Origin of the sequence: Franconibacter sp. IITDAS19, from assembly GCF_023079515.1 — a bacterium.
Taxonomy (GTDB): domain Bacteria; phylum Pseudomonadota; class Gammaproteobacteria; order Enterobacterales; family Enterobacteriaceae; genus Franconibacter; species Franconibacter pulveris.
The window spans coordinates 1-25,539 of sequence record NZ_JALJCP010000005.1 but is presented as its reverse complement, the minus strand read 5'-3'; the positions used below and the strand labels follow the sequence as shown (position 1 = coordinate 25,539).

The following is a 25,539-nucleotide window of genomic DNA, read 5'->3' as shown; positions in this document are numbered from 1 at the left end:
AACAGAACATGAAATGGTTTAATACGCTGAGCCATAACCGTTGGCTGGAGCAGGAAACGGATCGCATTTTTGATTTCGGCAAAAAGGCGGCGGTGCCGACCGGCTTCGGCTGGCTGGGCAACAACGGCCAGGTCAGAACGGATATGGGCACGCATTTATGGATAACTGCCCGTATGCTGCACGTTTACGCCGTTGCCGCCGCGATGGGGCGCCCTGGCGCGCTGGCGCTGGTGGAGCATGGCATCAACGCCCTTAACGGCGCGCTGAAAGATAAGCAATACGGCGGCTGGTATGCCTGTGTAAATGATGAAGGCGTTGTAGACGCCTCAAAACAGGGCTACCAACACTTCTTCGTCTTGCTTGGCGCCGCCAGCGCAGTGACCACTGGTCATCCCGCCGCCCGCCCTTTACTGGATGAAGCCATCGAAGTTATCGAAAACTATTTTTGGAGCGAAACGGAGCAGATGTGCCTCGAGTCATGGGACGAGGCGTTCAGCAAAACGGAGGATTACCGCGGTGGAAACGCCAACATGCATGCCGTGGAAGCGTTTTTAATTGTTTATGACGTTACTCATGACAAGAAATGGCTCGACCGGGCATTACGCATCGCTTCGGTAATTATTCATGACGTAGCCCGCAAAGGCGAATATCGCGTTAACGAACATTTTGACGCCAACTGGAATCCTATCCGCGATTACAACAAAGAAAACCCCGCCCATCGTTTTCGCGCTTACGGCGGCACGCCGGGTCACTGGATTGAGTGGGGACGGCTGATGCTGCACCTTCGCGCTGCTCTCGAAGCCCGTTTTGAAACGCCGCCAGCATGGTTGCTGGAAGATGCAAAAGGGCTTTTTCACGCCACTATTCGCGATGCCTGGGCGCCAGACGGCGCAGACGGTTTCGTCTATTCCGTAGACTGGGATGGCACGCCTATTGTTCGCGAACGTGTTCGCTGGCCGATTGTTGAAGCGATGGGTACCGCCTATGCCCTTTATACCGTAACCGGCGATCCGCAATACGAAGCCTGGTATCAGAAATGGTGGGACTACTGCATTAAGTACCTGATGGATTATGAAAACGGCTCCTGGTGGCAAGAGCTGGACGCCAATAATCAGGTCACCACTAAAGTCTGGGACGGAAAACAGGATATTTACCATCTGCTGCACTGCCTTGTTATCCCCCGCCTGCCCCTCGCGCCAGGCTTAGCGCCCGCCGTTGCCGCCGGGCTGCTGGATAAGAACGCTAAATAAGCGACACGCAGGGAGAACAGGCATGCATAAAAGCGGAAAAACCCTTGTGCTGAACGCCGGGCGCTATCAGGCAAAAATCGTTACGGTGGGCGCAGGCCTCGCTGAGCTGACTTACCTCGGGCGACATCTGGTCGTTCCGCATAAGCCGGAAGAGATGCCCCCGGCCCATATGGGAAAAGTTTTACTTCCCTGGCCTAACCGTATCGCTGGCGGTCGTTATCACTACGCGGGAAAAACCTTTACGCCCGCGATTAACGATAGCGAGTCTGGCTCGGCGATACATGGGCTGCTGGCGTGGCAAAACTGGCAGGTTGCGCACCAGTCGGCCTCTGAAGTCACCTTAACGGCTTTCTTACCACCGACCTATGGCTACCCTTTTATGCTTGCCTGCGAAGTGACCTGGCGATTAGACGCGCATGCGGGCCTGAGCGCCTGCATCGCTACGCAAAATTTAGGGGACGAGCCTGCGCCTTACGGTGCGGGCGCACACCCTTATTTAACCTGCAATCTGGAAAAAGTAGACAGCTGCACGGTCGTTATACCCGCCGAACAGGCGTTCAGTGTGGATGCGCAACGTCATCCTCTGCATTTAGTCGATGCGCATGAGCTGGGCTTGCTGTTCTCAACGCCCCGGAAAATCGGCGCGACGCTTGTCGATCATACCTTTAAAACGCTCGCAAATGGGAAGGCGTGGGAGGTGAGGTTAACCAGCCAGCGTCAGGCCATGTCCACCTTTCTGCGTTCCGATCAACCCTGGCTGCAAATTTATACCGGCGACAAGCTAAACCGGATTGGGCTTGCCGTTGAGCCGATGAGTTGTCCGCCCGACGCGTTTAATTCCGGCCTGGACTTACTCTCGCTGGCGCCAGGTCAGACGCATCAGCTGCGTTTTTCCATCGGCGGCGAATAACAAAAACAGAAACGAACAACTTACCGAACTACCTTACAACGGAGATCGTTATGACTTCTCAACAAACGGGTTCAGATGACCTTGAGCTTATTGAACAAAACGACGGCTTTACGCTTATCTGGCAACAGCGTCTCATTTTGCGCCATACCGCTCAGGCGCCCTGCTTGTGGACTGGCGCGGGCGAGGCGGACATCGCGATGTTTCGCGGCAACTTCAGCATTAAAGATAAGCTAAACGAAAAAATCGCCCTGACTAACGCGTCTGTCACGAAACAACGCACAGGCTGGACTATCCATTTTACTCGCGGCGATGCTGTCAGCGCGACGTTGATTATCGATACCGATACCGCAGGCCGTCTTCAGTTGCGCTTGCAAAACGAGGCCAGCAGCCATAACCGCATCTGGCTGCGTCTGGCGGCGCAGCCGGAAGATCATATTTACGGCTGCGGCGAACAGTTCTCCTGCTTTGATCTGCGCGGCAAGCCGTTCCCGCTCTGGACCAGTGAACAGGGCGTCGGCCGCAACAAACAGAGCTATGTGACATGGCTTGCAGACTGTAAGGAGAATGCGGGAGGCGACTATTACTGGACCTTCTTTCCACAGCCGACCTTTGTCAGCACGCAAAAATACTACTGCCACGTTGATAACAGCTGTTACATGAACTTCGACTTCAGCGCGCCGGAGTTTCACGAACTGGCATTCTGGGAGGATAACGCCACGCTGCGTTTCGAATGCGCGGAAACCTATGTTGCGCTTCTGGAAAAACTGACCAACCTGCTGGGACGCCAGCCGGAGCTACCCGACTGGGTCTATGACGGCGTGACGCTGGGCATTCAGGGCGGCACCGAGGTTTGTCAGCAGAAGCTGGAAACGATGCGCAACGGCGGCGTGAAAGTTAACGGCATATGGGCGCAGGACTGGTCGGGCATCCGTATGACCTCTTTTGGTAAGCGCGTGATGTGGAACTGGAAATGGAACGGCGAGCTTTACCCGCACCTCGCTGAACGCATCCAGCAGTGGAACCGCGAAGGCGTCCAGTTTCTCTCTTATATCAATCCCTATGTCGCAAGCGATCGCGACTTATGTGCGGAGGCGGCGAAACGCGGTTATCTGACAAAAGATGCGCAGGGCAAAGACTACCACGTTGAGTTTGGCGAATTTTACGCAGGCGTTATCGATCTGACTAATCCAGAGGCGTACGACTGGTACAAAGGCGTTATCAAGCAAAACCTGATTGCGCTGGGGTGCGGCGGCTGGATGGCGGACTTTGGTGAATATCTGCCCACCGATACCTTTCTGCATAACGGCGTGAGCGCGGAGATCATGCATAACGCCTGGCCTGCGCTGTGGGCAAAATGCAACTACGAAGCGCTGGAAGAGACAGGCAAGCTTGGCGAAGTGCTTTTCTTCATGCGCGCAGGCTACACCGGCAGCCAGAAACATTCCTTGATGATGTGGGCAGGCGATCAGAACGTTGACTGGAGCCTGGATGACGGGCTGGCGTCGGTGGTGCCGGCCGCGCTCTCTTTAGCCATGTCCGGCCATGGCCTGCACCACAGCGATATTGGCGGCTACACCACGCTGTTTGATATGAAACGCAGCAAAGAGCTTCTGCTTCGCTGGTGTGATTTCAGCGCTTTTACGCCAATGATGCGCACCCACGAAGGGAACCGCCCTGGCGACAACTGGCAGTTCGACAGCGATGCGCAAACTATTGCCCATTTCGCACGAATGACAACAGTCTTCACAACGCTTAAGCCCTACATCAAACAGGCGGTTGCGCAAAACGCCAAAAGCGGCTTGCCGGTAATGCGGCCTCTGTTCCTTCATTACGAGAACGACCCTCGCGCTTATACGATCAAGTACCAGTATCTTTTTGGCCGCGATCTGCTGGTCGCTCCCGTTTATGAGGAAGGGCGACGCGACTGGACGCTTTACCTGCCTCAGGATAGCTGGGTCAACCTCTGGACGGGCGAAGAGTGCGGCGGCGGAGAGATCACTGTCAACGCGCCTCTCGGTCAACCACCGGTCTTTTACCGTGCGCAAAGCGAATGGGCTTCGCTGTTCAATGCGTTACGTCTTATCTGATAAGGCTCGCCCGCAGGACACTCTCCTGCGGGCAGAAGGAGAAATATAATGAGTCAACACGTATCCGACCCGGCCACCCTGCGCCTGCCGTTCAAGGAAAAAGTTGCCTATGGCATGGGCGACTTAGGTTCCAATATCCTGCTGGATATCGGCACGCTCTATTTACTGAAATTTTATACTGACGTACTGGGACTCCCTGGCACCTACGGCGGCATTATCTTTTTGATAGCCAAGTTCTTTACCGCGTTTACCGACATGGGTACCGGCATCATGCTGGATTCGCGGCGTAAAATCGGCCCTAAAGGCAAATTCCGTCCTTTCGTTCTGTATGCGGCCTTTCCCGTGACGCTGCTGGCTATCGCTAATTTTGTCGGCACGCCTTTTGAAATCACCGGCAAAACAGTGATGGCGACTGTGCTGTTCATGCTCTATGGGCTGTTTTTCAGCATGATGAACTGCTCTTACGGCGCGATGGTGCCCGCTATAACCAAAAATCCCAATGAGCGCGCCTCGCTGGCGGCATGGCGACAGGGCGGCGCGACGCTTGGGCTGCTGCTCTGTACGGTTGGCTTCGTACCGGTAATGAACCTTATCGAAGGCAATCAGCAACTGGGCTATATCTTCGCCGCTACGTTGTTCTCATTGTGCGGCCTGTTTTTTATGTGGTGGTGCTATGCCGGGGTGAAAGAGCGCTACGTAGAAGCACAGCCTGCAAGCCCGGCGCACAAGCCTGGTCTTTTACAATCTTTTCGCGCCATTGCGGGCAACCGACCGCTTTTCATTCTCTGTATAGCCAACCTCTGCACGCTGGGGGCATTCAACGTCAAGCTGGCCATTCAGGTCTATTACACCCAGTACGTTCTTAACGATCCGATACTGCTTTCCTGGATGGGTTTCTTCAGCATGGGATGCATTTTCATCGGCGTCTTTTTAATGCCTGGCGCGGTGCGCCGCTTCGGCAAAAAGAAAGTTTATATCAGCGGCCTGTTGATATGGATCGCGGGGGATTTGCTCAACTACACGATGGGCGGCGGTTCGGTGAGCTTTGTCGCGTTTTCCTGCCTGGCATTCTTTGGTTCGGCTTTCGTCAACAGCCTGAACTGGGCGCTGGTTTCCGATACGGTGGAGTATGGGGAATGGCGCACCGGCATACGGTCGGAAGGCACGGTTTACACCGGCTTTACCTTCTTTCGCAAAGTCTCTCAGGCGTTGGCCGGTTTTTTCCCTGGCATAATGCTCACGCAGATAGGCTATGTGCCTAATGTGGCGCAATCCGCAGGCACGGTCGAAGGTCTGCGACAGCTGATTTTTATCTACCCCTGCGTGCTGGCGGTTATCACCATAGTCGCGATGGGATGCTTCTATAACCTCAACGAGAAGATGTATGTCCGCATCGTTGAAGAGATAGAAATGCGTAAACGTATGGCCTGAACGTTTTTGACAGAGCGCCCGCAAGGGCGCTGTGGGGGCGATGATGAACCGTAACGCTGATCCGCTGACGCTAAAACTGAGCCTGCGTGAAAAATGCGCCTATGGAATGGGTGATTTTGGCTCAAACCTGATGCTTTGCATCGGTACGCTTTATCTTTTGAAGTTTTATACCGATGAACTGGGCATGCCCGCATTTTATGGCGGGGTTATCTTCCTGGTGGCGAAGTTTTTTACCGCTTTTACCGATATGCTGACCGGGGTGCTGTTAGATTCCCGCCGCAATATTGGTGAGAATGGCAAATTCCGGCCCTTTATTCTTTATGCTTCCGTACCCGTTGCGCTGGTCGCCACGGCGCAATTTATGGCTAACGACTTTAGCCTGACGGTAAAAACCGCCATCGCTACCGTCCTGTTTATGATGTTTGGCCTTTTTTACAGTCTGATGAACTGTTCCTATGGCGCCATGGTGCCCGCCATCACTAAAAACCCTGACGAACGCGCGCAGCTTGCTGCATGGCGTCAGGGAGGCGCAACGCTTGGGCTATTGTTGTGTACGGTAGGTTTTATTCCAGTGCAGTCGCTTTTTAACGCCAACCCTTCCCAGGGCTATTTTTTCGCTGCGCTGCTGTTCGCCCTCTGCGGATTACTCTGCATGTGGTGGTGCTATAACGGGGTGCAAGAGCGCTATGTGGAGGTAACGCCTGAGCATCATAAACCCAGCATGATTAAATCGTTCTGCGCCATTTTCCGTAACCCGCCGCTGTTGGTGCTGTGTATCGCTAATCTCTGTACGCTGGCTGCTTTTAATATCAAACTCGCCATTCAGGTTTATTACACCCAGTACGTGCTGAATGATATTCATCTGCTTTCATGGATGGGCTTTTTCAGCATGGGCTGCATTCTGATCGGCGTTTTCCTGGTGCCTGGCGCGGTAAAGCGGTTTGGTAAAAAGCAGGTTTATCTTGGCGGGCTAACGTTATGGGCAACCGGCGACGTGCTGAACTTTCTTTGGGGCAGCAGCTCGCTGATGTTTGTGTTTTTTTCCTGTATGGCTTTTTTCGGGACGGCATTTGTTAATAGCCTGAACTGGGCGCTGGTTCCGGACACGGTTGATTATGGCGAATGGAAAACCGGGATCCGCACCGAAGGGTCGGTTTACACCGGTTATACTTTTTCTCGAAAAATTTCCGCAGCGCTGGCCGGTTTTTTACCCGGCATTATGCTGACGCAGATTGGTTATGTTCCAAATACGCTTCAAAGCGCGACAACGTTGCTTGGTCTGCGCCAGCTTATATTTCTTTGGCCCTGTGGCCTGGCGATAATAGCTGCATTAATTATGGGTTTCTTTTATAAACTGAATGAAAAACGTTTCGCTTTTATTATTGAGGAGATAAGTACGCGTAAAAATAAATCGTGCCAGCAATCTGCAACTAATACTGAAAATAAAGCGTCAGCAGTCACTTTATAACTATAAACCCGGCCATGAATTCTCTCCTGTTAAACAGGAGGGGAGGCCTTTCTGTACTTTATACATGGAAAAACTATGAAAAGAGTCGTTACCGTTATGCTTTTTTCTTCCGTGTCCTGCTCTGTTCTGGCAGGCGCATATGTCGAAACACGCGAGGCCTACAACACCGCCTCTGATTTGCATGAGGTTATTCTTCGGGCTGGCTATAACTTTGACATGGGCGCAGGCATTATGGCGACAAATGCCTATAATGTCGGCCGATGGGATGAACTGAAGCACAGCTATAATGAGATAGAAGCATGGTATCCGCTGTTCAAACCCACCGACAGATTAACATTCCAGCCTGGCGCGCTTATTAATGACAATCGAAGCGGTTCAGGTGGCGCTGTCTATTTAGATACTAAATATAAATTCACTGACTGGTTTAATCTGACGCTCCGTTATCGTTACAACCGCACAAATTATGATACGCCCGACTTTAATGGGAACATGGATAAAAATGACACCCATGAGTTTGCAAACTATTGGAGTTTTAAATTAACCGATCAATTCACTTATATCTTTGAGCCGCATTTTTTCCAGCGGGTGAATGATTACCACAGCAAAAATGGTAAAGATCATCACTGGGAAATTACCAATGGTTTCAGATATAAAGTGGATCAACACTGGCTGCCTTACCTGGAGCTTCAGTGGCTCGACAGATGGAATGCGTATAACAAGGAACAGTATCGTATTCGTTTAGGATTGAGATATTCCTTCTGACGTTATTATCCGGCGTTTGAAAAGCAATGACGTGAAGCAATAAAAAAAGCCGCTAAACTCAGCGGCTTTTTCATAGCAACGACCATTACGCAGCTATTAGTCTTCTTTCGAACCGCGCGAAGCGCGTTTACGATCGTTTTCCGTCAGATGACGCTTACGAATACGGATAGACTGCGGCGTTACTTCCACCAGTTCGTCATCATCGATGAATTCCAGAGCCTGCTCCAGAGTCATCTTGATAGGCGGAACCAGAACCGTGGCTTCGTCTGTACCAGACGCACGCATGTTGGTCAGTTTCTTACCGGTCAGGCAGTTTACCGTCAGGTCGTTAGAACGGCTGTGAATACCGATGATCTGGCCTTCATAAACTTCCGCACCGTGACCCAGGAACAGCTTGCCGCGATCCTGCAGACCGAACAGCGCGAACGCTACCGCTTTACCCTGACCGTTGGAGATCAGCACGCCGTTGTTGCGCTGGCCCACTTCGCCCGGACGAACGTCGTCGTAATGGCTGAAGGTGGAGTAGAGCAGACCGGTACCGGAGGTCATGGTCATGAACTCAGAACGGAAGCCAATCAGGCCGCGGCTTGGGATCACGTAGTCAAGACGTACGCGCCCTTTGCCATCCGGGTTCATGTTTTTCAGATCGCCTTTACGCTCGCCCAGAGCCTGCATGACAGAACCCTGATGCTGCTCTTCAACGTCCAGCGTTACGTTTTCGAACGGCTCTTGTTTACGGCCGTCGATTTCGCGGAAGATAACTTTCGGACGGGAAACCGCCAGTTCGAAACCTTCACGACGCATGTTTTCGATAAGCACGGAAAGGTGCAGTTCACCGCGGCCAGAAACGCGGAACGCATCAGCGTCTTCGGTCTCTTCAACGCGCAGCGCAACGTTGTGCACCAGCTCTTTGTTCAGGCGGTCCAGGATCTGGCGAGAGGTAACGTATTTACCTTCTTTACCACAGAACGGTGAGGTGTTGACGTTGAAGAACATGGTCACGGTCGGCTCGTCGACAGACAGGGCCGGCAGCGCTTCAACATTCTGCGGATCGCAGATGGTGTCGGAGATGTTCAGTTCGCCAAGGCCGGTAATCGCGATGATATCGCCCGCTTCCGCGAGATCGGTATCGATACGCTCCAGACCCAGGTGACCCAACACTTTGCCCACTTTACCGTTGCGAGTTTTACCTTCGCTGTCGATAACGGTGACTTGCTGGTTCGGCTTCACTTTACCGCGCTTGATGCGACCGATGCCGATAACGCCCAGATAGTTGTTGTAATCAAGCTGGGAGATCTGCATCTGCAGCGGGCCGTCAAGGTCCACGTCCGGCGCCGGAACATGGTCGACAATCGCCTGGTACAGCGGGGTCATGTCGTCAGCCATGTTTTCATGGTCCATACCTGCGATGCCGTTCAGCGCGGAAGCGTAAACGATAGGGAAGTCCAGCTGCTCGTCGGTAGCGTCCAGGTTTACAAACAGGTCGAAGACCTGATCGACAACCCAGTCAGGACGCGCGCCCGGACGGTCGACTTTGTTGATAACGACGATAGGCTTCAGGCCATGGGCAAATGCTTTCTTGGTCACGAAGCGCGTTTGCGGCATTGGGCCGTCAAACGCGTCAACCACCAGCAGCACGGAGTCAACCATGGACATGACACGCTCTACTTCACCCCCGAAGTCGGCGTGCCCTGGGGTATCAACGATGTTGATACGGTAATCATTCCATTTGATGGCAGTGTTTTTCGCGAGGATGGTAATCCCACGCTCTTTCTCCAAATCGTTGGAGTCCATCACACGCTCTTGTGCTTCAGTACGCTCGTCGAACGTACCGGATTGCTGGAGCAGTTTGTCAACCAGGGTAGTTTTACCGTGGTCAACGTGCGCAATGATGGCGATGTTACGCAGATTTTCGATCACAACTTTGCCTCAGGCATTAGAAATAGCGCGTTATTGTACACGTATTAATCGAAGGACTAAACAGGATCACAGACTTCCTTCCCAAACAAGTTTAGCTGCCGGGCTTTGTGATCGCTTTCACGGAGCGATAAAAGGGAGACATAACGCAAATTGCACCAACACAGTGCTTTATTTTTACACACAAGCACTATATTGGTGCAATTTATCCACAATGGTGCATCCCTTTTGCACTATGGTGCGCATCATAGCGCCTTTTGCAGGCATTTTAAAAGTTGGCACACTTTTCGCTTTATTCTATTCATGGCGCCAATGCCTTTTTAAGCAGTGTTTGAAGACCTCGTTACCACGACGACAATGACAAATCCGGGAGAGTTAAGTATGTCCGCTGAACACGTTTTGACGATGCTGAACGAGCATGAGGTGAAGTTTGTCGATCTGCGCTTCACCGATACCAAAGGTAAAGAACAGCACGTCACTATCCCTGCTCACCAGGTAAACGCCGAATTCTTTGAAGAAGGCAAAATGTTTGATGGCTCTTCCATCGGTGGCTGGAAAGGCATTAACGAATCCGACATGGTGCTGATGCCGGACGCTTCCACCGCTGTCATTGACCCGTTCTATGAAGAGCCTACCCTTATCATTCGTTGCGACATCCTGGAACCGGGCACCCTGCAAGGCTATGACCGCGACCCGCGCTCCATCGCGAAACGCGCTGAAGAATACCTGCGTTCTACCGGCATCGCGGACACCGTGCTGTTCGGGCCGGAACCGGAATTCTTCCTGTTTGACGATATTCGCTTCGGCAGCTCAATTTCTGGTTCTCACGTGGCTATCGACGATATCGAAGGCGCGTGGAACTCCTCCACCAAATACGAAGGTGGCAACAAAGGTCACCGTCCGGGCGTAAAAGGCGGTTACTTCCCGGTTCCGCCAGTCGACTCTTCTCAGGACATCCGTTCCGTGATGTGTCTGACCATGGAAGAGATGGGCCTCGTCGTTGAAGCTCACCACCACGAAGTCGCAACTGCTGGCCAGAACGAAGTGGCAACCCGCTTCAACACCATGACCAAAAAAGCGGACGAAATTCAGATCTACAAATATGTCGTGCACAACGTGGCTCACCGCTTCGGCAAAACCGCGACCTTCATGCCGAAACCGATGTTCGGCGACAACGGCTCCGGTATGCACTGCCACATGTCTCTGTCCAAGAATGGCACCAACCTGTTCTCTGGCGACAAATATGCGGGTCTGTCTGAACAGGCGCTTTATTACATCGGCGGCGTAATCAAACACGCTAAAGCGATCAACGCCCTGTCCAACCCGACCACCAACTCTTATAAGCGTCTGGTTCCGGGTTACGAAGCGCCGGTTATGCTGGCTTACTCCGCGCGTAACCGCTCCGCTTCTATCCGTATCCCGGTGGTGGCGTCTCCGAAAGCGCGTCGTATCGAAGTTCGCTTCCCGGACCCGGCGGCTAACCCGTACCTGTGCTTTGCAGCGCTGCTGATGGCCGGTCTGGATGGTATTAAGAACAAAATCCACCCGGGCGAAGCAATGGACAAAAACCTCTACGATCTGCCGCCGGAAGAAGCGAAAGAGATCCCGCAGGTTGCCGGTTCTCTGGAAGAAGCCCTGCAGGCGCTGGATCAGGACCGCGAGTTCCTGACCGCAGGCGGCGTGTTCACCGACGATGCTATCGATGCGTACATCGCGCTGCGTATCGAAGAGAACGACCGCGTGCGCATGACGCCGCACCCGGTAGAGTTCGAACTGTATTACAGCGTTTAATCCGAAGTCATTTTTTGTTGCCGTGGAAACTTTCAGCCCATCTTCGGATGGGCTTTTTTCTCCATGCTGGCGCTGTTTTCAGGCGATTTTATGTCGCAAAACGTTATACTGCACTAAATTGGTGCAACCTGGGAGACTGCTGAATGGCAACAGGCACGCTGCCCGATGCTGGGCAGATCCTCAATTCACTCATCAACAGTATTTTGCTGGTTGATGACGAACTCGCGGTGCATTACGCGAACCCGGCGGCGCAACAGCTGCTGGCGCAAAGTTCTCGCAAGCTTTATGGCACTCCACTGCCGGAGCTGTTGAGCTATTTTTCTCTTAACATCAGCCTGATGCAGGAGAGCCTGAACGCAGGGCAGGGCTTTACTGATAACGAAGTCACGCTGGTGATTGACGGCCGCTCGCATATTCTCTCCCTCACGGCGCAACGGCTGCCGGAAGGGCTTATTCTGTTGGAAATGGCGCCGATGGATAACCAGCGCCGCCTGAGCCAGGAACAACTGCAGCATGCGCAGCAGGTAGCGGCTCGCGATTTAGTTCGCGGACTGGCGCACGAAATTAAAAACCCGCTCGGCGGTCTGCGCGGGGCGGCGCAGCTGTTAAGTAAAGCCTTGCCGGACCCGACATTAACCGAATACACCAAAGTGATCATTGAGCAGGCCGATCGCCTGCGCAATCTGGTGGACAGACTGCTCGGCCCGCAGCAGCCCGGCATGCACGTGACGGAAAGCATCCACAAAGTCGCGGAGCGCGTGGTGAAGCTTGTGTCGATGGAGCTGCCGGAAAACGTAACGCTGGTGCGTGATTACGACCCAAGCTTGCCCGAGTTCGCCCATGACCCGGACCAGATTGAGCAGGTGTTGCTGAACATTGTACGCAACGCGTTGCAGGCGCTGGGCGAGGAAGGCGGCGAAATTGTGCTGCGCACCCGCACCGCCTTCCAGCTGACCTTACACGGCGTTCGCTATCGCCTTGCCGCCAGAATTGATGTGGAAGATAACGGGCCGGGCATCCCGGCTCACTTGCAGGATACGCTGTTCTACCCAATGGTCAGTGGCCGCGAAGGCGGCACCGGTCTGGGGCTTTCCATCGCCCGAAATCTTATCGATCAGCATTCGGGAAAAATCGAATTTAACAGTTGGCCGGGTCATACCGAGTTTTCGGTTTACCTGCCTATTCGGAAGTAGAGGTCTCTATGCAACGAGGGATAGTCTGGATCGTTGATGACGATAGCTCCATCCGCTGGGTTCTGGAACGCGCGCTTACCGGCGCAGGCTTAAGCTGCACCACGTTTGAAAGCGCAAGCGAAGTGCTGGACGCGCTGGCGACCAAAACGCCCGACGTCCTGCTTTCAGATATTCGCATGCCGGGCATGGACGGCCTGGCGCTGCTCAAGCAGATCAAACAGCGTCATCCCATGCTTCCGGTCATCATAATGACGGCGCATTCCGATCTGGACGCCGCCGTCAGCGCCTACCAGCAGGGCGCGTTTGATTATCTGCCGAAGCCGTTTGATATCGACGAGGCGGTGGCGCTGGTAGAGCGCGCCATCAGCCACTATCAGGAGCAACAGCAGCCGCGCAACGTGCAGGTTTTCGGGCCTACCACGGATATCATCGGCGAAGCGCCGGCAATGCAGGATGTGTTTCGCATTATCGGCCGTCTTTCCCGTTCCTCAATCAGCGTGCTGATTAATGGCGAATCGGGCACCGGTAAAGAGCTAGTCGCTCACGCGCTGCATCGCCATAGCCCGCGCGTGAAGGCGCCGTTTATCGCGCTGAACATGGCGGCGATACCGAAGGATCTTATTGAGTCTGAGCTGTTCGGTCATGAAAAAGGGGCGTTTACCGGCGCTAACCAGATTCGTCAGGGTCGCTTCGAGCAGGCCGACGGCGGCACGCTGTTTTTAGACGAAATCGGCGATATGCCGCTTGATGTGCAGACGCGTCTGCTGCGCGTACTGGCCGACGGCCAGTTTTACCGCGTCGGCGGCTATGCGCCGGTAAAGGTTGATGTGCGTATTATCGCCGCAACGCACCAGAACCTGGAGCTGCGCGTGCAGGAGGGGAAATTCCGTGAGGACCTTTTCCACCGTCTGAACGTCATCCGCGTGCATTTACCGCCGCTGCGCGAACGCCGGGAAGATATCCCGCGTCTGGCGCGCCATTTCCTGCAGGTAGCGGCACGCGAACTGGGCGTAGAGGCTAAACAGCTCCATCCGGAAACCGAAGCGGCGCTGACCCGCCTCGCCTGGCCTGGCAACGTGCGCCAGCTGGAAAATACTTGCCGTTGGTTAACGGTGATGGCGGCGGGTCAGGAGGTGCTGATTCAGGATCTACCCAGCGAACTGTTTGAAACCAGCGTGCCGGACAGCCCCTCCCAGAGCCTGCCGGACAGCTGGGCGACGCTGCTGGCGCAGTGGGCCGATCGGGCGTTGCGTTCCGGTCATCAAAACTTGCTTTCAGAAGCGCAGCCGGAGATGGAGCGTACGTTGCTGACCACCGCTTTACGTCATACTCAGGGGCATAAGCAAGAAGCGGCGCGGCTGCTTGGTTGGGGAAGAAATACCCTGACGCGCAAGCTTAAAGAGCTGGGCATGGAGTAACGCGGCGGCTCTGTGTAAAAAACCGCCACTTCGCGCAAACTGCGTTAATTTTGTACTTTACTGTGATAATGAGTTCAGTATGATCGTGCGCGTTCACGCGGGGGGATCAACATGCTGGAATCATTAATTCAACTGGTGTCGCACAGCGCCGAAGCCGGCGCGGCAGCAAGCCATACGCCGCAAACGGCGATAGCGGCTTTGCTCTGTGCGGCGCTGGTCAATTTCTTTAGTTAAAAAAGGCGGGTTTTAAACCCGCCTTTTTTATATCACCCGAGAGAACTGCTGAAGCCGCGCTTTGCGACGCAGGTAAATATCAAAACACATGCAGATGTTGCGAATAAGCAGCCTGCCCTTCGGCGTCACCCGGATGCCCTGCTCGTTGATATCCACCAGCCCATCCTGCGCCAGCGGTTTTAACAGCGCCAGATCTTCAGCAAAATACTCAGCAAAGCGCAGCGCCCACGCCCTTTCAATCTCAGCAAACGACAGCTGGAAGTTGCAAATCAGCGCCTTGATGACATCGCGGCGGATGCAGTCGTCGCGCGTAAGCGCGAGGCCGCGCCATAGCGCATTCCCTTGCTCATCCACCTGCTGATAGTAAACCTTCAACTCTTTCTGGTTTTGCGCATAGCAATCGCCAAGCATGCTGATGGCGGAGACGCCAAGTCCCAGCAGATCCGTATCGCCCTGGGTGGTGTAGCCCTGGAAGTTGCGGTGTAAAACGCCCTCGCGCTGGGCAATCGCCAGCTCATCATCCGGACGGGCGAAATGGTCCATGCCGATAAACTGGTAGCCCGCCTGCGTCAGCGACTGGATAGTTTGTTGCAGAATGTCGAGCTTCTGCTGTGCGGAAGGGAGATCCGCTTCCTTGATTTTACGCTGCGCCGCGAAGAGGTTCGGCAGGTGCGCGTAGTTGAAGACACTGAGGCGATCCGGGTTGAGCTGCGCCACACGCTTCAGGGTAAAGGCGAAGCTTTCCGGCGTCTGCTTCGGCAGGCCGTAAATCAGGTCAATATTGGTGGAAGTGAAGCCAATCTCACGCGCATGTTTAAGCAGAGCGAATATAAATGCTTCGTCCTGCTCGCGGTTTACCAGCCGTTGCACCTCTTTATTGAAGTCCTGCACTCCCATGCTAAGGCGGCTGAAGCCTTCGGCACGCAGATGGTCGAGCACATCCAGTTCGATTTCACGCGGGTCCACTTCAATGGAGATTTCCGCATCTTCGTTAAAGCGGAAATGGCCGCGCAGCAGGGCCATCAGGCGGCTGATTTGCGCTTTATTCAGATAAGTTGGCGTGCCGCCGCCCCAGTGCAGCTGGCTGACGCGACGATCGGCAAAAAGCGGCGCGCGATGGACAATTTCCTGCTCAAGCGCATCGAGATACTGGTCCGCCTTATGCTGCTGACGGGTCACTATCTTGTTGCAGCCGCAGAAATAGCAGAGCTTGTGGCAAAACGGGATATGAACGTAGAGCGAAAGCGGGCGCTCTGGGTAGCGCGCCACCGCTTCGGCAAACGCCTGCTCGCCAAACGATTCGGAGAACTCAAGGGCGGTGGGATACGAAGTATAGCGCGGCCCGGAATAGTTATATTTCTGGATAAGGGCCAGATCCCAGTCGATTAACTGCTCAGACATGCTCACTCCTTCCGACGGTGTCGCCGACGCGTTCGGCGAACAGGCCTACCCGCCTGATGAGGGATAAGCCGGCTGCGCAGCCATTTCTGCCGCCGCGACAGCCGCTGTAGTTTAACGAATAACCACACCAGATAACATACTATTGGAAGGAGTATGAGCAGAACCGGCAGGCCCATCGGATCTTAGTTGCCGCCCTTCAGCAGACGCATCATATCTTCCTGGCCCTCTTCCTCTTCTTCGTCGTCATCGTCATACGAGAGGCCAAGCTGCTGCATCAACTCATCGATGCGATCGAGTTTCGCATCCACCCAGGCTTGATCTTCAGCGCTGATGGTTTCGCCCTCTTCCAGGCGCTCCAGCAGGGAATCCAGGCGTTCGTCGTTTTCCAGCATATCCAGTTCGGCTTGCGGTGAAAGCATCGGTTTCTCGCTCTTCGGTTTAGGCTGCTTTTTGGCAGGCGCTTCAGTTACGCCCAGAGGAATCGGCTTTTTGCTGCCGATACGCGGATCTTTCGCCTGCGCACCGCCTTTACCTTTTGAGCCTGCGGTCGCCCCTGTGGCGCGGCTACCCGGCGCATGGCCGCGGTGCTTTTTCTCGCGCTTGCGGTCGCGCGCTTCCTGGTTAATTTCTTCGCGTGTCTTACGATGCGCTTTTGCGCCGCTTTTGCTGCGCCCTGCAGAGGTTGGTTGCTTCATGGGATATCGTCTTGAGCCGTTTTGATCAGTATAGAATTGCGGCGGAATCTAGCAGAAAGCAAGCAAAGAAAAAAGGCGACAGGTTATTTACCTGTCGCCCTTTTTCTTGACTCTATACCGGTCACCGGTTTTCCCGTCCCTGTAGCTTTTCGACAACCCCTGTCTTTCCCTAAGCCTGCAACGCTCCGTGTTGCTTTCCTTTTCCCTTTTAACGCCGCTTCCCTGGGCGGGCCAGCCTGGCCATAATCCTTTTCTCGTCATCCTGACGCATCAGCATCCTCTTGCGGAAATCCTCTCCCGAGGCTGCCTTGCCTGTGCTGTCTACTTTACCAGGATCTCGCCGTCTCACAAGCAAGCGAAGCCATTACGGGAGGACTTTCAGAAAGTTCTGTACGCATAACTTGCTGTTTTACTTAACTTAAATTTTGCATGTTACTGATTTTTCCTGAGAAATCTTAAAGCAGGAATAGCCGATCGCTTACAAACCGCCGGGGGACCGTTGTAAGCCTGCCGCCAGGATTAACACAGCCTTTCGGCCATGTTCAGGTATAATCCCGGCAATTGCTTATCCTCTGACGGAGAAAACCGTTTTGACTAACTGGAATTATCAACTGACGCACTTTGTCACCAGCGCGCCAGATATCCGCCACCTTCCTGCCGACAGCGGCATTGAAGTCGCTTTTGCCGGTCGCTCTAACGCGGGGAAATCCAGCGCGTTAAATACGCTCACTAACCAGAAGAGCCTGGCGCGCACCAGTAAGACGCCGGGGCGCACCCAGCTTATTAACCTGTTTGAAGTTGCAGAAGGCAAGCGCCTGGTGGACTTGCCAGGCTACGGTTATGCCGAAGTCCCGGAAGAGATGAAACGCAAATGGCAGCGCGCGCTGGGCGAATACCTGGAGAAACGCCAGTGCCTGAAGGGGCTGGTCGTGCTGATGGATATTCGCCATCCGCTTAAGGATCTCGATCAGCAGATGATTGAATGGGCAGTGGACAGCCAGATCCCGGTGCTGGTGCTGCTGACTAAAGCGGATAAACTGGCGAGCGGCGCGCGAAAATCGCAGCTCAATATGGTGCGCGAAGCGGTTATCGCGTTTAACGGCGACGTGCAGGTAGAGATGTTCTCTTCGCTGAAGAAAATGGGCGTTGATAAACTGCGTCACAAGCTGGATAGCTGGTTTAATGAGGTGCCGCCCGCGACGGCTGACGAGAACGCCGAAGAGGCGTGATGGCGTGCGGGTTTGCCCCGCGCCGCTTTTTCTTCAGACAATAAAAAACGCCCCAGTCATTACTGACTGGGGCGGCTAAATATTCAGCCAAATCCGATTACGTGAAGTAAAAGGTCTGAAAGATAGAACATCTTACCTCTGTACCCTACGTCTTTAACTCTACTCTTTTTTCCCGGACCTACAAAGCACTTTTTGTAGTTTTTTTTCACTCTTTACATAGCGAATTCTAATGATCATCACAAAATGCTATGAGTTATGTTGCTTAGTTACATAAAACGGCTATAACGCCACCGCCGTTAATGCGCCTGATCCCAGTTTTCCCCGCTGCCTACTTCCACCAGCAACGGCACATCCAGTTTCGTGCTGCTTTCCATGAGATGATGGATCTTCTGCGACACCGCCTCGAGGTCATCTTTATGCACCTCAAACACCAGTTCATCGTGCACCTGCATGATCATTTTCACCCGCGGTTGCTCTTCCTGCAGCCAGGCGTCCACAGCTATCATGGCGCGCTTAATGATATCCGCCGCCGTGCCCTGCATAGGGGCGTTGATAGCCGCGCGCTCAGCACCCGCACGCCGCGCGGCGTTGCTGGCATTGATATCCGGCAGATACAGACGACGCCCTTCAAGCGTCTCAACATAGCCTTGCTCTTTCGCCTGCTTACGGGTGCGCTCCATATACTCGAGTACGCCCGGATAGCGCTCGAAATAAAGATCCATATACTTCTGGGATTCTTTACGAGAAATATTCAGCTGACGAGAAAGACCAAAAGCGCTCATGCCATAAATCAGACCGAAGTTAATCGCTTTAGCGCTACGGCGCTGTTCAGCAGAAACGCTCTCCAGCGGCAGGCCGAATACCTCCGCGGCGGTGGCGCGGTGAATATCCTGGCCTTCGGCAAACGCCTTCAGCAGACCTTTATCACGAGAGAGATGCGCCATAATGCGCAGTTCAATCTGCGAGTAGTCCGCAGAGACGATGAGATAGTCATCTGGCGCGATAAACGCCTGACGGATGCGGCGGCCCTCTTCATTACGCACCGGGATGTTCTGCAAGTTCGGGTCGGTCGAGGAGAGCCGTCCGGTCGCCGTCACGGCCTGGTGATAAGAAGTATGAACGCGGCCCGTTTTCGGGTTGATCATTTGCGGCAGCTTGTCGGTATACGTCGACTTGAGCTTCGCGAGACCGCGGTACTGCAAAATAACTTTCGGCAGCGGATAGTCCAGCGCCAGCTCCGCCAGCACTTCTTCGGAAGTGGACGGCGCGCCGCCAGGCGTTTTCTTCAAAGGTTTGATGCCCTGCTTCTCAAACAGAATGGTTTGCAGCTGCTTGGTTGAAGAGAGATTAAACGGCTCGCCTGCAATTTCATGCGCTTTTTGCTCAAGCTCCGCCAGGTGGTGCGTTATCTCTTCCGAATGCGCGTGCAGCACGGCCGGGTCGATTTTCACGCCGTTACGCTCAATGCGCGAAATCACCGGCACCAGCGGCATTTCGATATTCTGGAAGATATTGAGCGGGCCGGCGTATTTTTGCAGCTTCGGCCACATCTTCAGATGCAGTTGCAGAGTTACGTCAGCATCTTCCGCTGCGTAACGCCCCGCCTCTTCAAGCGCTATCTGATTAAAAGTGAGCTGATTTTTACCTTTGCCGGCAATGGTTTCGAAAGTGATGGTCTGGTGCTTAAGCCAACGCTCGGCGAGGCTGTCCATATCGTGACGGCCAGAGACGCTATCGAGAATATAAGACTCCAGCATGGTGTCGAATGCGATGCCGCGCAGTTCAATGCCATAGTTCTGCAGCACGCCCCGGTCATATTTCAGGTTCTGTCCCACTTTCAGCAGCGTTTCATCTTCCAGCAGCGGCTTAAGCAGTTCAAGCACGCGCTCGCGCGGGAGCTGATCCGGCGCATCCAGATAATCATGCGCCACCGGTACATAGGCGGCGAGCCCCGGCTCAGTGGCGAAAGAGAGGCCGACCAGGCTGGCGGTCAGGTTATCAAGGCTGTCGGTTTCGGTATCAAAAGCGAAAACCGGCGCCTTTTTCAGACGGCCAATCCACTCCTGCAGCGTCTCTTCATCAAGAATGGTGACGTAATTTTCAAAAGAGAGCGCTACCGCTTCTTCTTCGGGCTCCGCGTCTATCTGGATGGTCTCTTTCGGCTTAACGGCGGGCTTAGCTCCTTTGGCCTGCAGCCACTTCCCGGCCTCGACATCTGAGGTCCAGCGTTTGAACTCATAGCGTTTGAACAGCCCCAGCAGGTCATCCACCAGCGGTTGCTGTACTTCAAGCTGCTCGCTGCTCAGATCCAGCGGCACATCCGTTTTGATGGTGGCCAACTGATAGGAGAGATAAGCGACCTCTTTGTTCTGTTCAAGCTTCGCCGCCATGGTTTTCGCGCCACGGAATGAAAGCTCGGCGATTTTCTCCGGGTTGGCATAAAGCGAATCAAGCCCGCCCAACCCCTGCAGCAACGCCTGCGCGGTTTTTTCACCTACGCCCGGCACGCCTGGAATGTTGTCCGAGGAGTCCCCCATCAGCGCCAGAAAATCGATAATAAGCTCCGGCGGCACGCCATATTTGGTCTGTACTTCTTCCGGACCAAGGATCGTATTGGTCATCGTGTTGATAAGGGTGACCTGCGGCGTAACCAACTGCGCCATGTCTTTATCGCCGGTGCTGATGAGTACCGCGCGGCCTGCAGCAGCAGCTTCTTTCGCCAGCGTGCCGATAACGTCATCCGCCTCTACACCGCTTACGGCAAGCAGCGGCAACCCCATCGCTTTCACCATCGCATGCAGCGGTTCTATCTGCGCGCGAAGGTCGTCCGGCATGGGCGGCCGATGGGATTTATAGTGTTCAAACAATTCGTCGCGGAACGTTTTTCCTTTAGCATCAAAAACCACCGCCGCATGCGTTGGTTGATACTGCAATAACAGGCTGCGCAGCATATTCAGTACGCCATACATCGCACCTGTCGGTTCGCCTGCGCTGTTGGTCAGCGGTGGAAAAGCGTGATAAGCCCGGTAGAGGTAAGAAGAGCCGTCAACGAGGATAAGGGGATTTTCTGGGATCTGAACCATGTGTCCGTGCCTGATTATCAAGTTATGGATAAAGGATGCCATAGCCTGGCAAAAAACATGAACTTTTCAGGCCACCGGAGGCGAAAGAATTGTCGATCCGCGAGATCGCTTCCAGAGCCCGTCTGTGGATAACTTTGTGCACAGTTTTCTAAGCCATTAATAACGAAATATAATTTTCCCGCTTCGCAAGCTAAAAATCCATGTGGATCAATTATTTATGTTATTAATAATTTGGTTAACTATCTCATTAAGGTAAGATATTAATGTGGATATAAAAAGCTTAGCTGGATTATTAAGCTGCTATTTTCTTTTACAAATTTGTCGCTTTTAAACCCGGTTACGTTTAGGCGTCTTGCTGACCGCGGTTTTCTGGTAAGATCGTTTCCTTCAGTTTATTGCCCATATTCTTTTATTATTACTCGTTGAAAAAGCCATTATGCCGAGATTACTCGCCGCGATAACGCTGGTTCTTAGTATCGCGCTTACCTTCATGGTAACCATTTTTTGCTCTATCCCTATCATTGCGGCGGGCATCGTTAAGCTTATTTTACCTTTCCCGTCGGTCTGGCGTTCCGTCTCCGCCTTTTGCAATTTTATGATGTATTGTTGGTGCGAGGGGTTAGCCATACTGCTCCATTTAAATCCGCGTCTGAAATGGGATGTAGAAGGATTAGAAGGGCTTAACAAGAAGAACTGGTATTTGCTTATTTGCAATCATCACAGCTGGGCCGACATCGTGGTGCTGTGCGTATTATTCCGCAAACATATCCCGATGAATAAATACTTTTTGAAACAAGAGCTTGCCTGGGTCCCTTTCATTGGTCTGGCTTGCTGGGCGCTGGATATGCCTTTTATGCGCCGTTATTCACGCAGCTATCTCCTGCGTCATCCGGAAAGGCGCGGCAAAGATGTAGAAACCACTCGTCGTTCCTGTGAAAAATTCCGTTACCACCCTACGACTATCGTTAATTTTGTGGAAGGGTCGCGCTTTACGGAAGAAAAACGTCAGCAGCAGCGTTCTCCTTATAAACGCTTACTTCCACCGAAAGCGGCAGGGATCGCTATGGCGTTGAATGTCCTGGGTAAGCAGTTTGATAAATTACTCAATGTGACGCTGAGCTATCCGGAAAATAACGAGAGACCTTTCTATGACATGCTCAGCGGTAAACTTACGCGGATCGTCGTACGTGTAAATTTACTGCCGATTGCTGAAGAATTACATGGAGACTATGTAAACGATAAAAACTTCAAGCGTGGTTTCCAGCTCTGGCTGAATAGCCTGTGGAGTGAGAAGGATGCGATGCTGGAACACATTGCAGAGAAATACAAAAACGCCGGTCGATGACCGGCGTTTTATTATCGAGATTATTTCTGGCTGACGAGGAATTTCACGGTATCCGCATATTGCTGGACAAACGCGTCCATATTGCTGGTGTCCATACCCTGCGGGTTCAGCTGATATTTGCCGTTAACAAACATGGACGGCACGCCCTGCAGTTGTAAATCGGCAGCCGCTTTTTCCTGCTGCGCGACCAGAGATTTCACCACAAAGCTGTTCCATGCCGCGTCGTATTCTTCCGGCTTTACGCCCGCATCGACAAACACCTTACGGATGTCTGCGACAGTCTGAACGCTCTGGGTTTTTTGTACAGCTTCAAACATTGGTGAAGTAATTTTATCTTCAACGCCCAACGCCATTGCTACCGCCCACGCCTGAGTCAGATCTTTACCCAACGGGCCCAGGAATTCGACATGGTACTTGGTCATTTTGGTGCCTTCCGGCAGTTTTTTCTTCACCGTGTCGGAGACATGCAGCACTTGTTCAAACTGGTAGCAGTGCGGGCAATAGAAGGAAAAGAACTCCAGCACCTGGGGTTCGCCAGCTACCGGTTTTTGCAAAGTAATATACTCTTTGCCATCGGTAACCTGCGCCGCCGAGGCGCTAAAAGCCAGGATCATGCCTGCCAGCGCCAGCCAAATTTTTTTCATAATCAACTTTCTCCTGAATATTACTGATTAATACATTGGCGTTAATTGTAGTGGGGGTTCACCAAGAACCCTGACCTGCTCGGTAAAAATGGCAGTCTGTCTGCGCCAGTAGTCCTCCTCGGCAAGCCAGGGAAAACTTCTGGGAAAAGCGGGGTCGTCCCAGCGGCGGAGCAGCCACGCAAGGTAATAGACCATACGCATAGCGCGCAAAGGCTCAATCAGGGACAACTCGTTAAGGTTGAAGGGCATAAATTCTTCGTACGCTTCAATGATGGTTTCAAGCTGCATGCGCTGTTCGGCTTTATCACCGTTGAGCAGCATCCAGAGATCCTGTATAGCGGGACCGTTACGCGCATCATCAAGGTCAACAAACAAAGGACCATCGCGCCAGAGAATATTGCCCGGATGGCAGTCGCCATGCAAACGAAGCGATTCAAAACGGGTATGCCATTGGGCTGTCACAGCCTCAATTAACTTATCCGTTGCGCTAAGAAAAGCGGCTTTGAGCGAAGCGGGAATAAGCGCGTGTTGTTCAAAAACCTGCCGGGGCTCAATTAAGTATTCCTGAGTGCTAATATCAGGACGATGCTGAAAACGCATGCGCCGTCCACACTGATGAATACGACCAAGATAGCGTCCTACCCACTCCATTTGATCGAGGTTATCAGCTTCGTATTGACGTCCGCCAAGGCTTGGAAACACGGCAAAATAGTATCCCTGGTGGGTAAGCAGCGTCTCTCCATGAAAGCGCAGCGGGGCGGCGAGCGGCACTTCGTCCTGCAGCAACTCCAACGCAAACTGGTGTTCTTCGCCAATCTGCTCCGCACTCCAGCGCTGCGGACGATAGAACTTCACTACGTAGCGTTTACGATCTTCATCCTGAAATTGATAGACGCGGTTTTCATAGCTGTTAAGCGCGGTCAGGCCCGAATCAACACGGATACCCTGTTCGAACAGGGCGTCCATGATCATATCCGGATGTAATGTCTGGAAAGTAAAAGCTTTATCTGTCATTCCAATAGCCGCAAAGCAAAGCGAATGGCTCAGGATAGCATCTTGTGACCTTCGTGGTGGATCCGCTTACAAGGTTTTACTCTTTAATTACGCCACGGGCGCGCAGCAGGGCGGTTTTGAAATCTTCCTCGTAATCTTTCTGAATGCCAGGAATGACGGCATCTTTGGCACTGTCGCGCATTTTAAGATGGTAAATAAGAATGTCATCAGAGAGGTCAACGAGATCGCCGGTATAACCTGACTCAGCCGCCAGTTTCTGCAAAAATTGCAGCAAGTTGAGATCGGGTTCTTTTTCCCAGGCTGGCTGCAGCAGTTCGATAACTTCATTCAGGCGTTTGCACTTCATAATAAGCTCCTTTTGCTTGAGAATGACACGTTAGCAGGCTCAAACCCACAAGAAAAGAGGTGGTATACATTGTGAGAAATAACCTAATAACCGGTGTAATTCTGGCAGGTGGGCAGGCAAAACGCATGCAGGGTAAAGATAAAGGTTTACAGCTATTGAGAGGCATGCCGCTTTGGCAGCATGTTGCTCAGCGTTTATCTCCGCAGGTTTCACAAGTCGCCATTAATGCTAATCGTAATACAGAAGAGTACCGACAAAGCGGTTTAGAGGTTATCAGCGATACGCTGCCAGACTACCCGGGACCGCTGGCAGGCATGCTTGCTGCGATGCAAAAAATGAAAAGCGAATGGTATCTCTTTTGCCCCTGCGACACGCCGCGTATTCCGCCAGATCTGGCCGAAAGGCTATGGCAAGAGCGACAGGACGCTTGCGCCGTCTGGGTGCATGATGGAGAGCGGGATCATCCTACCCTCGCACTGCTTCATTGCTCACTGGAAAAACCGCTTTACGATTATCTTGTGAAAGGCGAACGTCGCGTAATGCAGTTTCTGCACGAGAGGGGCGGACATAGTGTCTCTTTTCATCACGAAGCAGCCTGTTTTATTAACGTTAATACAACGGACGATCTGGCTTACTGGCAGGAAAAATAATGGTTCCACTATTGGGTATTGCCGCATGGAGCGGTACGGGGAAAACAACGTTGCTCAAGCAGCTTATTCCCTTGCTGCGTCAGCAGGGCATTCGCGTTGGGATTATCAAACATACCCATCATGAGATGGATGTCGATAAGCCAGGTAAAGACAGTTATGAATTACGTCATGCCGGCGCGTATCAGACGTTGGTCGCCAGCCAAAAACGCTGGGCATTGATGACTGAAACCCCGGAGTTACCGGAGCTTGATCTAAATTATCTGGCCAGTCGTATGGACGCCGCTTCATTAGATCTTATTCTGGTGGAGGGGTTTAAACAGGAAGCTCTGCCAAAACTACTGCTGTTTCGACAAGCTGCCGGACACAGGGTTGATGAACTGCGGCTTGATGAGTTTGTTATCGCTATTGCTACAGACACTGAACTTAGCAGCGCCCTTCCACAATTTGATATTAATAACGTTGAACAGATTGCCGGGTTTATTCGTTTATGGCTGAAAACGCAGAGAGATGAACAGGGGCTTTGAAGGAAGCTTGCGGGACTTTACAGGTAAAGTGAGCTATCCATAAACATATACGGCCTTTCGTTCTGAGGGTGGGATATTTTCAGTAGCTGATTTAGCGGGCAGGAGAAGGCGTTGCTGTACCGCTGAATAGCAAAAAACCCGGTCATA

The 25,539-nt window shown here is 53.0% G+C and carries 21 protein-coding genes; 14 read left to right on the top strand and 7 right to left on the bottom strand.

From position 1 onward, the window contains the following. The first annotated feature begins 8 nt into the window (after positions 1 to 8). The 6 genes from yihS to ompL all read left to right on the top strand — a co-directional run bounded on the left by yihS (position 9) and on the right by ompL (position 7,908). Positions 9 to 1,250, top strand: a complete 1,242-nt coding sequence (yihS, locus tag MT962_RS14540; RefSeq protein WP_048888716.1) for a sulfoquinovose isomerase — start codon at positions 9 to 11, stop codon at positions 1,248 to 1,250. A 22-nt stretch (positions 1,251 to 1,272) separates the two neighbouring features. Beyond that, complete coding sequence (locus tag MT962_RS14535; protein WP_024559157.1) at positions 1,273 to 2,160, top strand: aldose-1-epimerase; 888 nt, start codon at positions 1,273 to 1,275, stop codon at positions 2,158 to 2,160. Between the two features lie 50 nt (positions 2,161 to 2,210). Beyond that, the gene (locus MT962_RS14530) at positions 2,211 to 4,247 is read left to right on the top strand and encodes an alpha-glucosidase (protein ID WP_247365944.1); all 2,037 of its coding nucleotides are present in this window, start codon (positions 2,211 to 2,213) and stop codon (positions 4,245 to 4,247) included. A 48-nt stretch (positions 4,248 to 4,295) separates the two neighbouring features. Continuing rightward, on the top strand, positions 4,296 to 5,678 hold the full coding sequence (locus MT962_RS14525; protein WP_048888714.1) for an MFS transporter: 1,383 nt from the start codon (positions 4,296 to 4,298) through the stop codon (positions 5,676 to 5,678). A 43-nt stretch (positions 5,679 to 5,721) separates the two neighbouring features. Then, complete coding sequence (locus MT962_RS14520; protein ID WP_247365943.1) at positions 5,722 to 7,146, top strand: MFS transporter; 1,425 nt, start codon at positions 5,722 to 5,724, stop codon at positions 7,144 to 7,146. 75 nt (positions 7,147 to 7,221) lie between these two features. Continuing rightward, entirely contained in the window at positions 7,222 to 7,908 is a 687-nt protein-coding gene (gene ompL, locus MT962_RS14515; RefSeq protein WP_024559161.1) for a porin OmpL, read from the top strand. A gap of 96 nt (positions 7,909 to 8,004) precedes the next feature. Here ompL and typA read toward each other — a convergent pair whose 3' ends face one another. After that, positions 8,005 to 9,828 carry a ribosome-dependent GTPase TypA gene (typA, locus tag MT962_RS14510; protein WP_024559162.1) on the bottom strand — a complete coding sequence of 608 codons (1,824 nt, stop codon included), beginning with the start codon at positions 9,826 to 9,828 and terminating at the stop codon, positions 8,005 to 8,007. Positions 9,829 to 10,206: 378 nt separating this feature from the next. Here typA and glnA point away from each other — a divergent pair, with 378 nt between their 5' ends. From glnA to MT962_RS14490, 4 genes are all read left to right on the top strand, one after another. Then, on the top strand, positions 10,207 to 11,616 hold the full coding sequence (gene glnA, locus MT962_RS14505) for a glutamate--ammonia ligase (protein WP_024559163.1): 1,410 nt from the start codon (positions 10,207 to 10,209) through the stop codon (positions 11,614 to 11,616). Positions 11,617 to 11,759: 143 nt separating this feature from the next. After that, positions 11,760 to 12,809 (top strand): nitrogen regulation protein NR(II), encoded by a 1,050-nt coding sequence (gene glnL / locus MT962_RS14500; protein ID WP_024559164.1) that lies wholly within the window; start codon positions 11,760 to 11,762, stop codon positions 12,807 to 12,809. An 8-nt stretch (positions 12,810 to 12,817) separates the two neighbouring features. After that, the gene (glnG, locus tag MT962_RS14495) at positions 12,818 to 14,227 is read left to right on the top strand and encodes a nitrogen regulation protein NR(I) (RefSeq protein ID WP_024559165.1); all 1,410 of its coding nucleotides are present in this window, start codon (positions 12,818 to 12,820) and stop codon (positions 14,225 to 14,227) included. A 111-nt stretch (positions 14,228 to 14,338) separates the two neighbouring features. Beyond that, a complete protein-coding gene (locus tag MT962_RS14490; RefSeq protein ID WP_139025660.1) occupies positions 14,339 to 14,461 on the top strand; it encodes a YshB family small membrane protein in 123 nt (40 codons plus the stop codon). A 27-nt stretch (positions 14,462 to 14,488) separates the two neighbouring features. Here the strand turns inward: MT962_RS14490 and hemN are convergent, their stop codons facing one another. Next, positions 14,489 to 15,862, bottom strand: a complete 1,374-nt coding sequence (gene hemN, locus MT962_RS14485) for an oxygen-independent coproporphyrinogen III oxidase (protein WP_024559166.1) — start codon at positions 15,860 to 15,862, stop codon at positions 14,489 to 14,491. Between the two features lie 182 nt (positions 15,863 to 16,044). Further along, entirely contained in the window at positions 16,045 to 16,557 is a 513-nt protein-coding gene (gene yihI, locus MT962_RS14480) for a Der GTPase-activating protein YihI (RefSeq protein WP_024559167.1), read from the bottom strand. Between the two features lie 590 nt (positions 16,558 to 17,147). Here yihI and yihA point away from each other — a divergent pair. Continuing rightward, positions 17,148 to 17,786, top strand: a complete 639-nt coding sequence (yihA, locus tag MT962_RS14475) for a ribosome biogenesis GTP-binding protein YihA/YsxC (protein WP_024559168.1) — start codon at positions 17,148 to 17,150, stop codon at positions 17,784 to 17,786. A gap of 296 nt (positions 17,787 to 18,082) precedes the next feature. Here yihA and polA read toward each other — a convergent pair whose 3' ends face one another. Beyond that, positions 18,083 to 20,869, bottom strand: a complete 2,787-nt coding sequence (gene polA / locus MT962_RS14470) for a DNA polymerase I (RefSeq protein ID WP_024559169.1) — start codon at positions 20,867 to 20,869, stop codon at positions 18,083 to 18,085. 436 nt (positions 20,870 to 21,305) lie between these two features. On the opposite strand from polA, the gene MT962_RS14465 reads away from it, so the two are divergent. Further along, complete coding sequence (locus MT962_RS14465) at positions 21,306 to 22,214, top strand: acyltransferase (protein ID WP_247365942.1); 909 nt, start codon at positions 21,306 to 21,308, stop codon at positions 22,212 to 22,214. A gap of 20 nt (positions 22,215 to 22,234) precedes the next feature. Here the strand turns inward: MT962_RS14465 and dsbA are convergent, their stop codons facing one another. From dsbA to MT962_RS14450, 3 genes are all read right to left on the bottom strand, one after another. Continuing rightward, the gene (dsbA, locus tag MT962_RS14460; protein ID WP_024559171.1) at positions 22,235 to 22,858 is read right to left on the bottom strand and encodes a thiol:disulfide interchange protein DsbA; all 624 of its coding nucleotides are present in this window, start codon (positions 22,856 to 22,858) and stop codon (positions 22,235 to 22,237) included. 27 nt (positions 22,859 to 22,885) lie between these two features. Further along, complete coding sequence (locus MT962_RS14455; protein ID WP_247365940.1) at positions 22,886 to 23,872, bottom strand: serine/threonine protein kinase; 987 nt, start codon at positions 23,870 to 23,872, stop codon at positions 22,886 to 22,888. Positions 23,873 to 23,948: 76 nt separating this feature from the next. Next, positions 23,949 to 24,218: a YihD family protein gene (locus MT962_RS14450; protein ID WP_024559173.1), complete on the bottom strand. Its 270-nt coding sequence runs from the start codon at positions 24,216 to 24,218 to the stop codon at positions 23,949 to 23,951. A gap of 68 nt (positions 24,219 to 24,286) precedes the next feature. Between MT962_RS14450 and mobA the strand changes: the two genes are divergently transcribed. Both mobA and mobB read left to right on the top strand, forming a co-directional pair. Continuing rightward, positions 24,287 to 24,868, top strand: a complete 582-nt coding sequence (gene mobA / locus MT962_RS14445) for a molybdenum cofactor guanylyltransferase MobA (RefSeq protein WP_125454285.1) — start codon at positions 24,287 to 24,289, stop codon at positions 24,866 to 24,868. Continuing rightward, a complete protein-coding gene (gene mobB / locus MT962_RS14440) occupies positions 24,868 to 25,392 on the top strand; it encodes a molybdopterin-guanine dinucleotide biosynthesis protein MobB (protein ID WP_024559175.1) in 525 nt (174 codons plus the stop codon). Before mobA ends, mobB begins: the two co-directional genes overlap by 1 nt. The last annotated feature ends 147 nt before the right edge of the window (positions 25,393 to 25,539 follow it).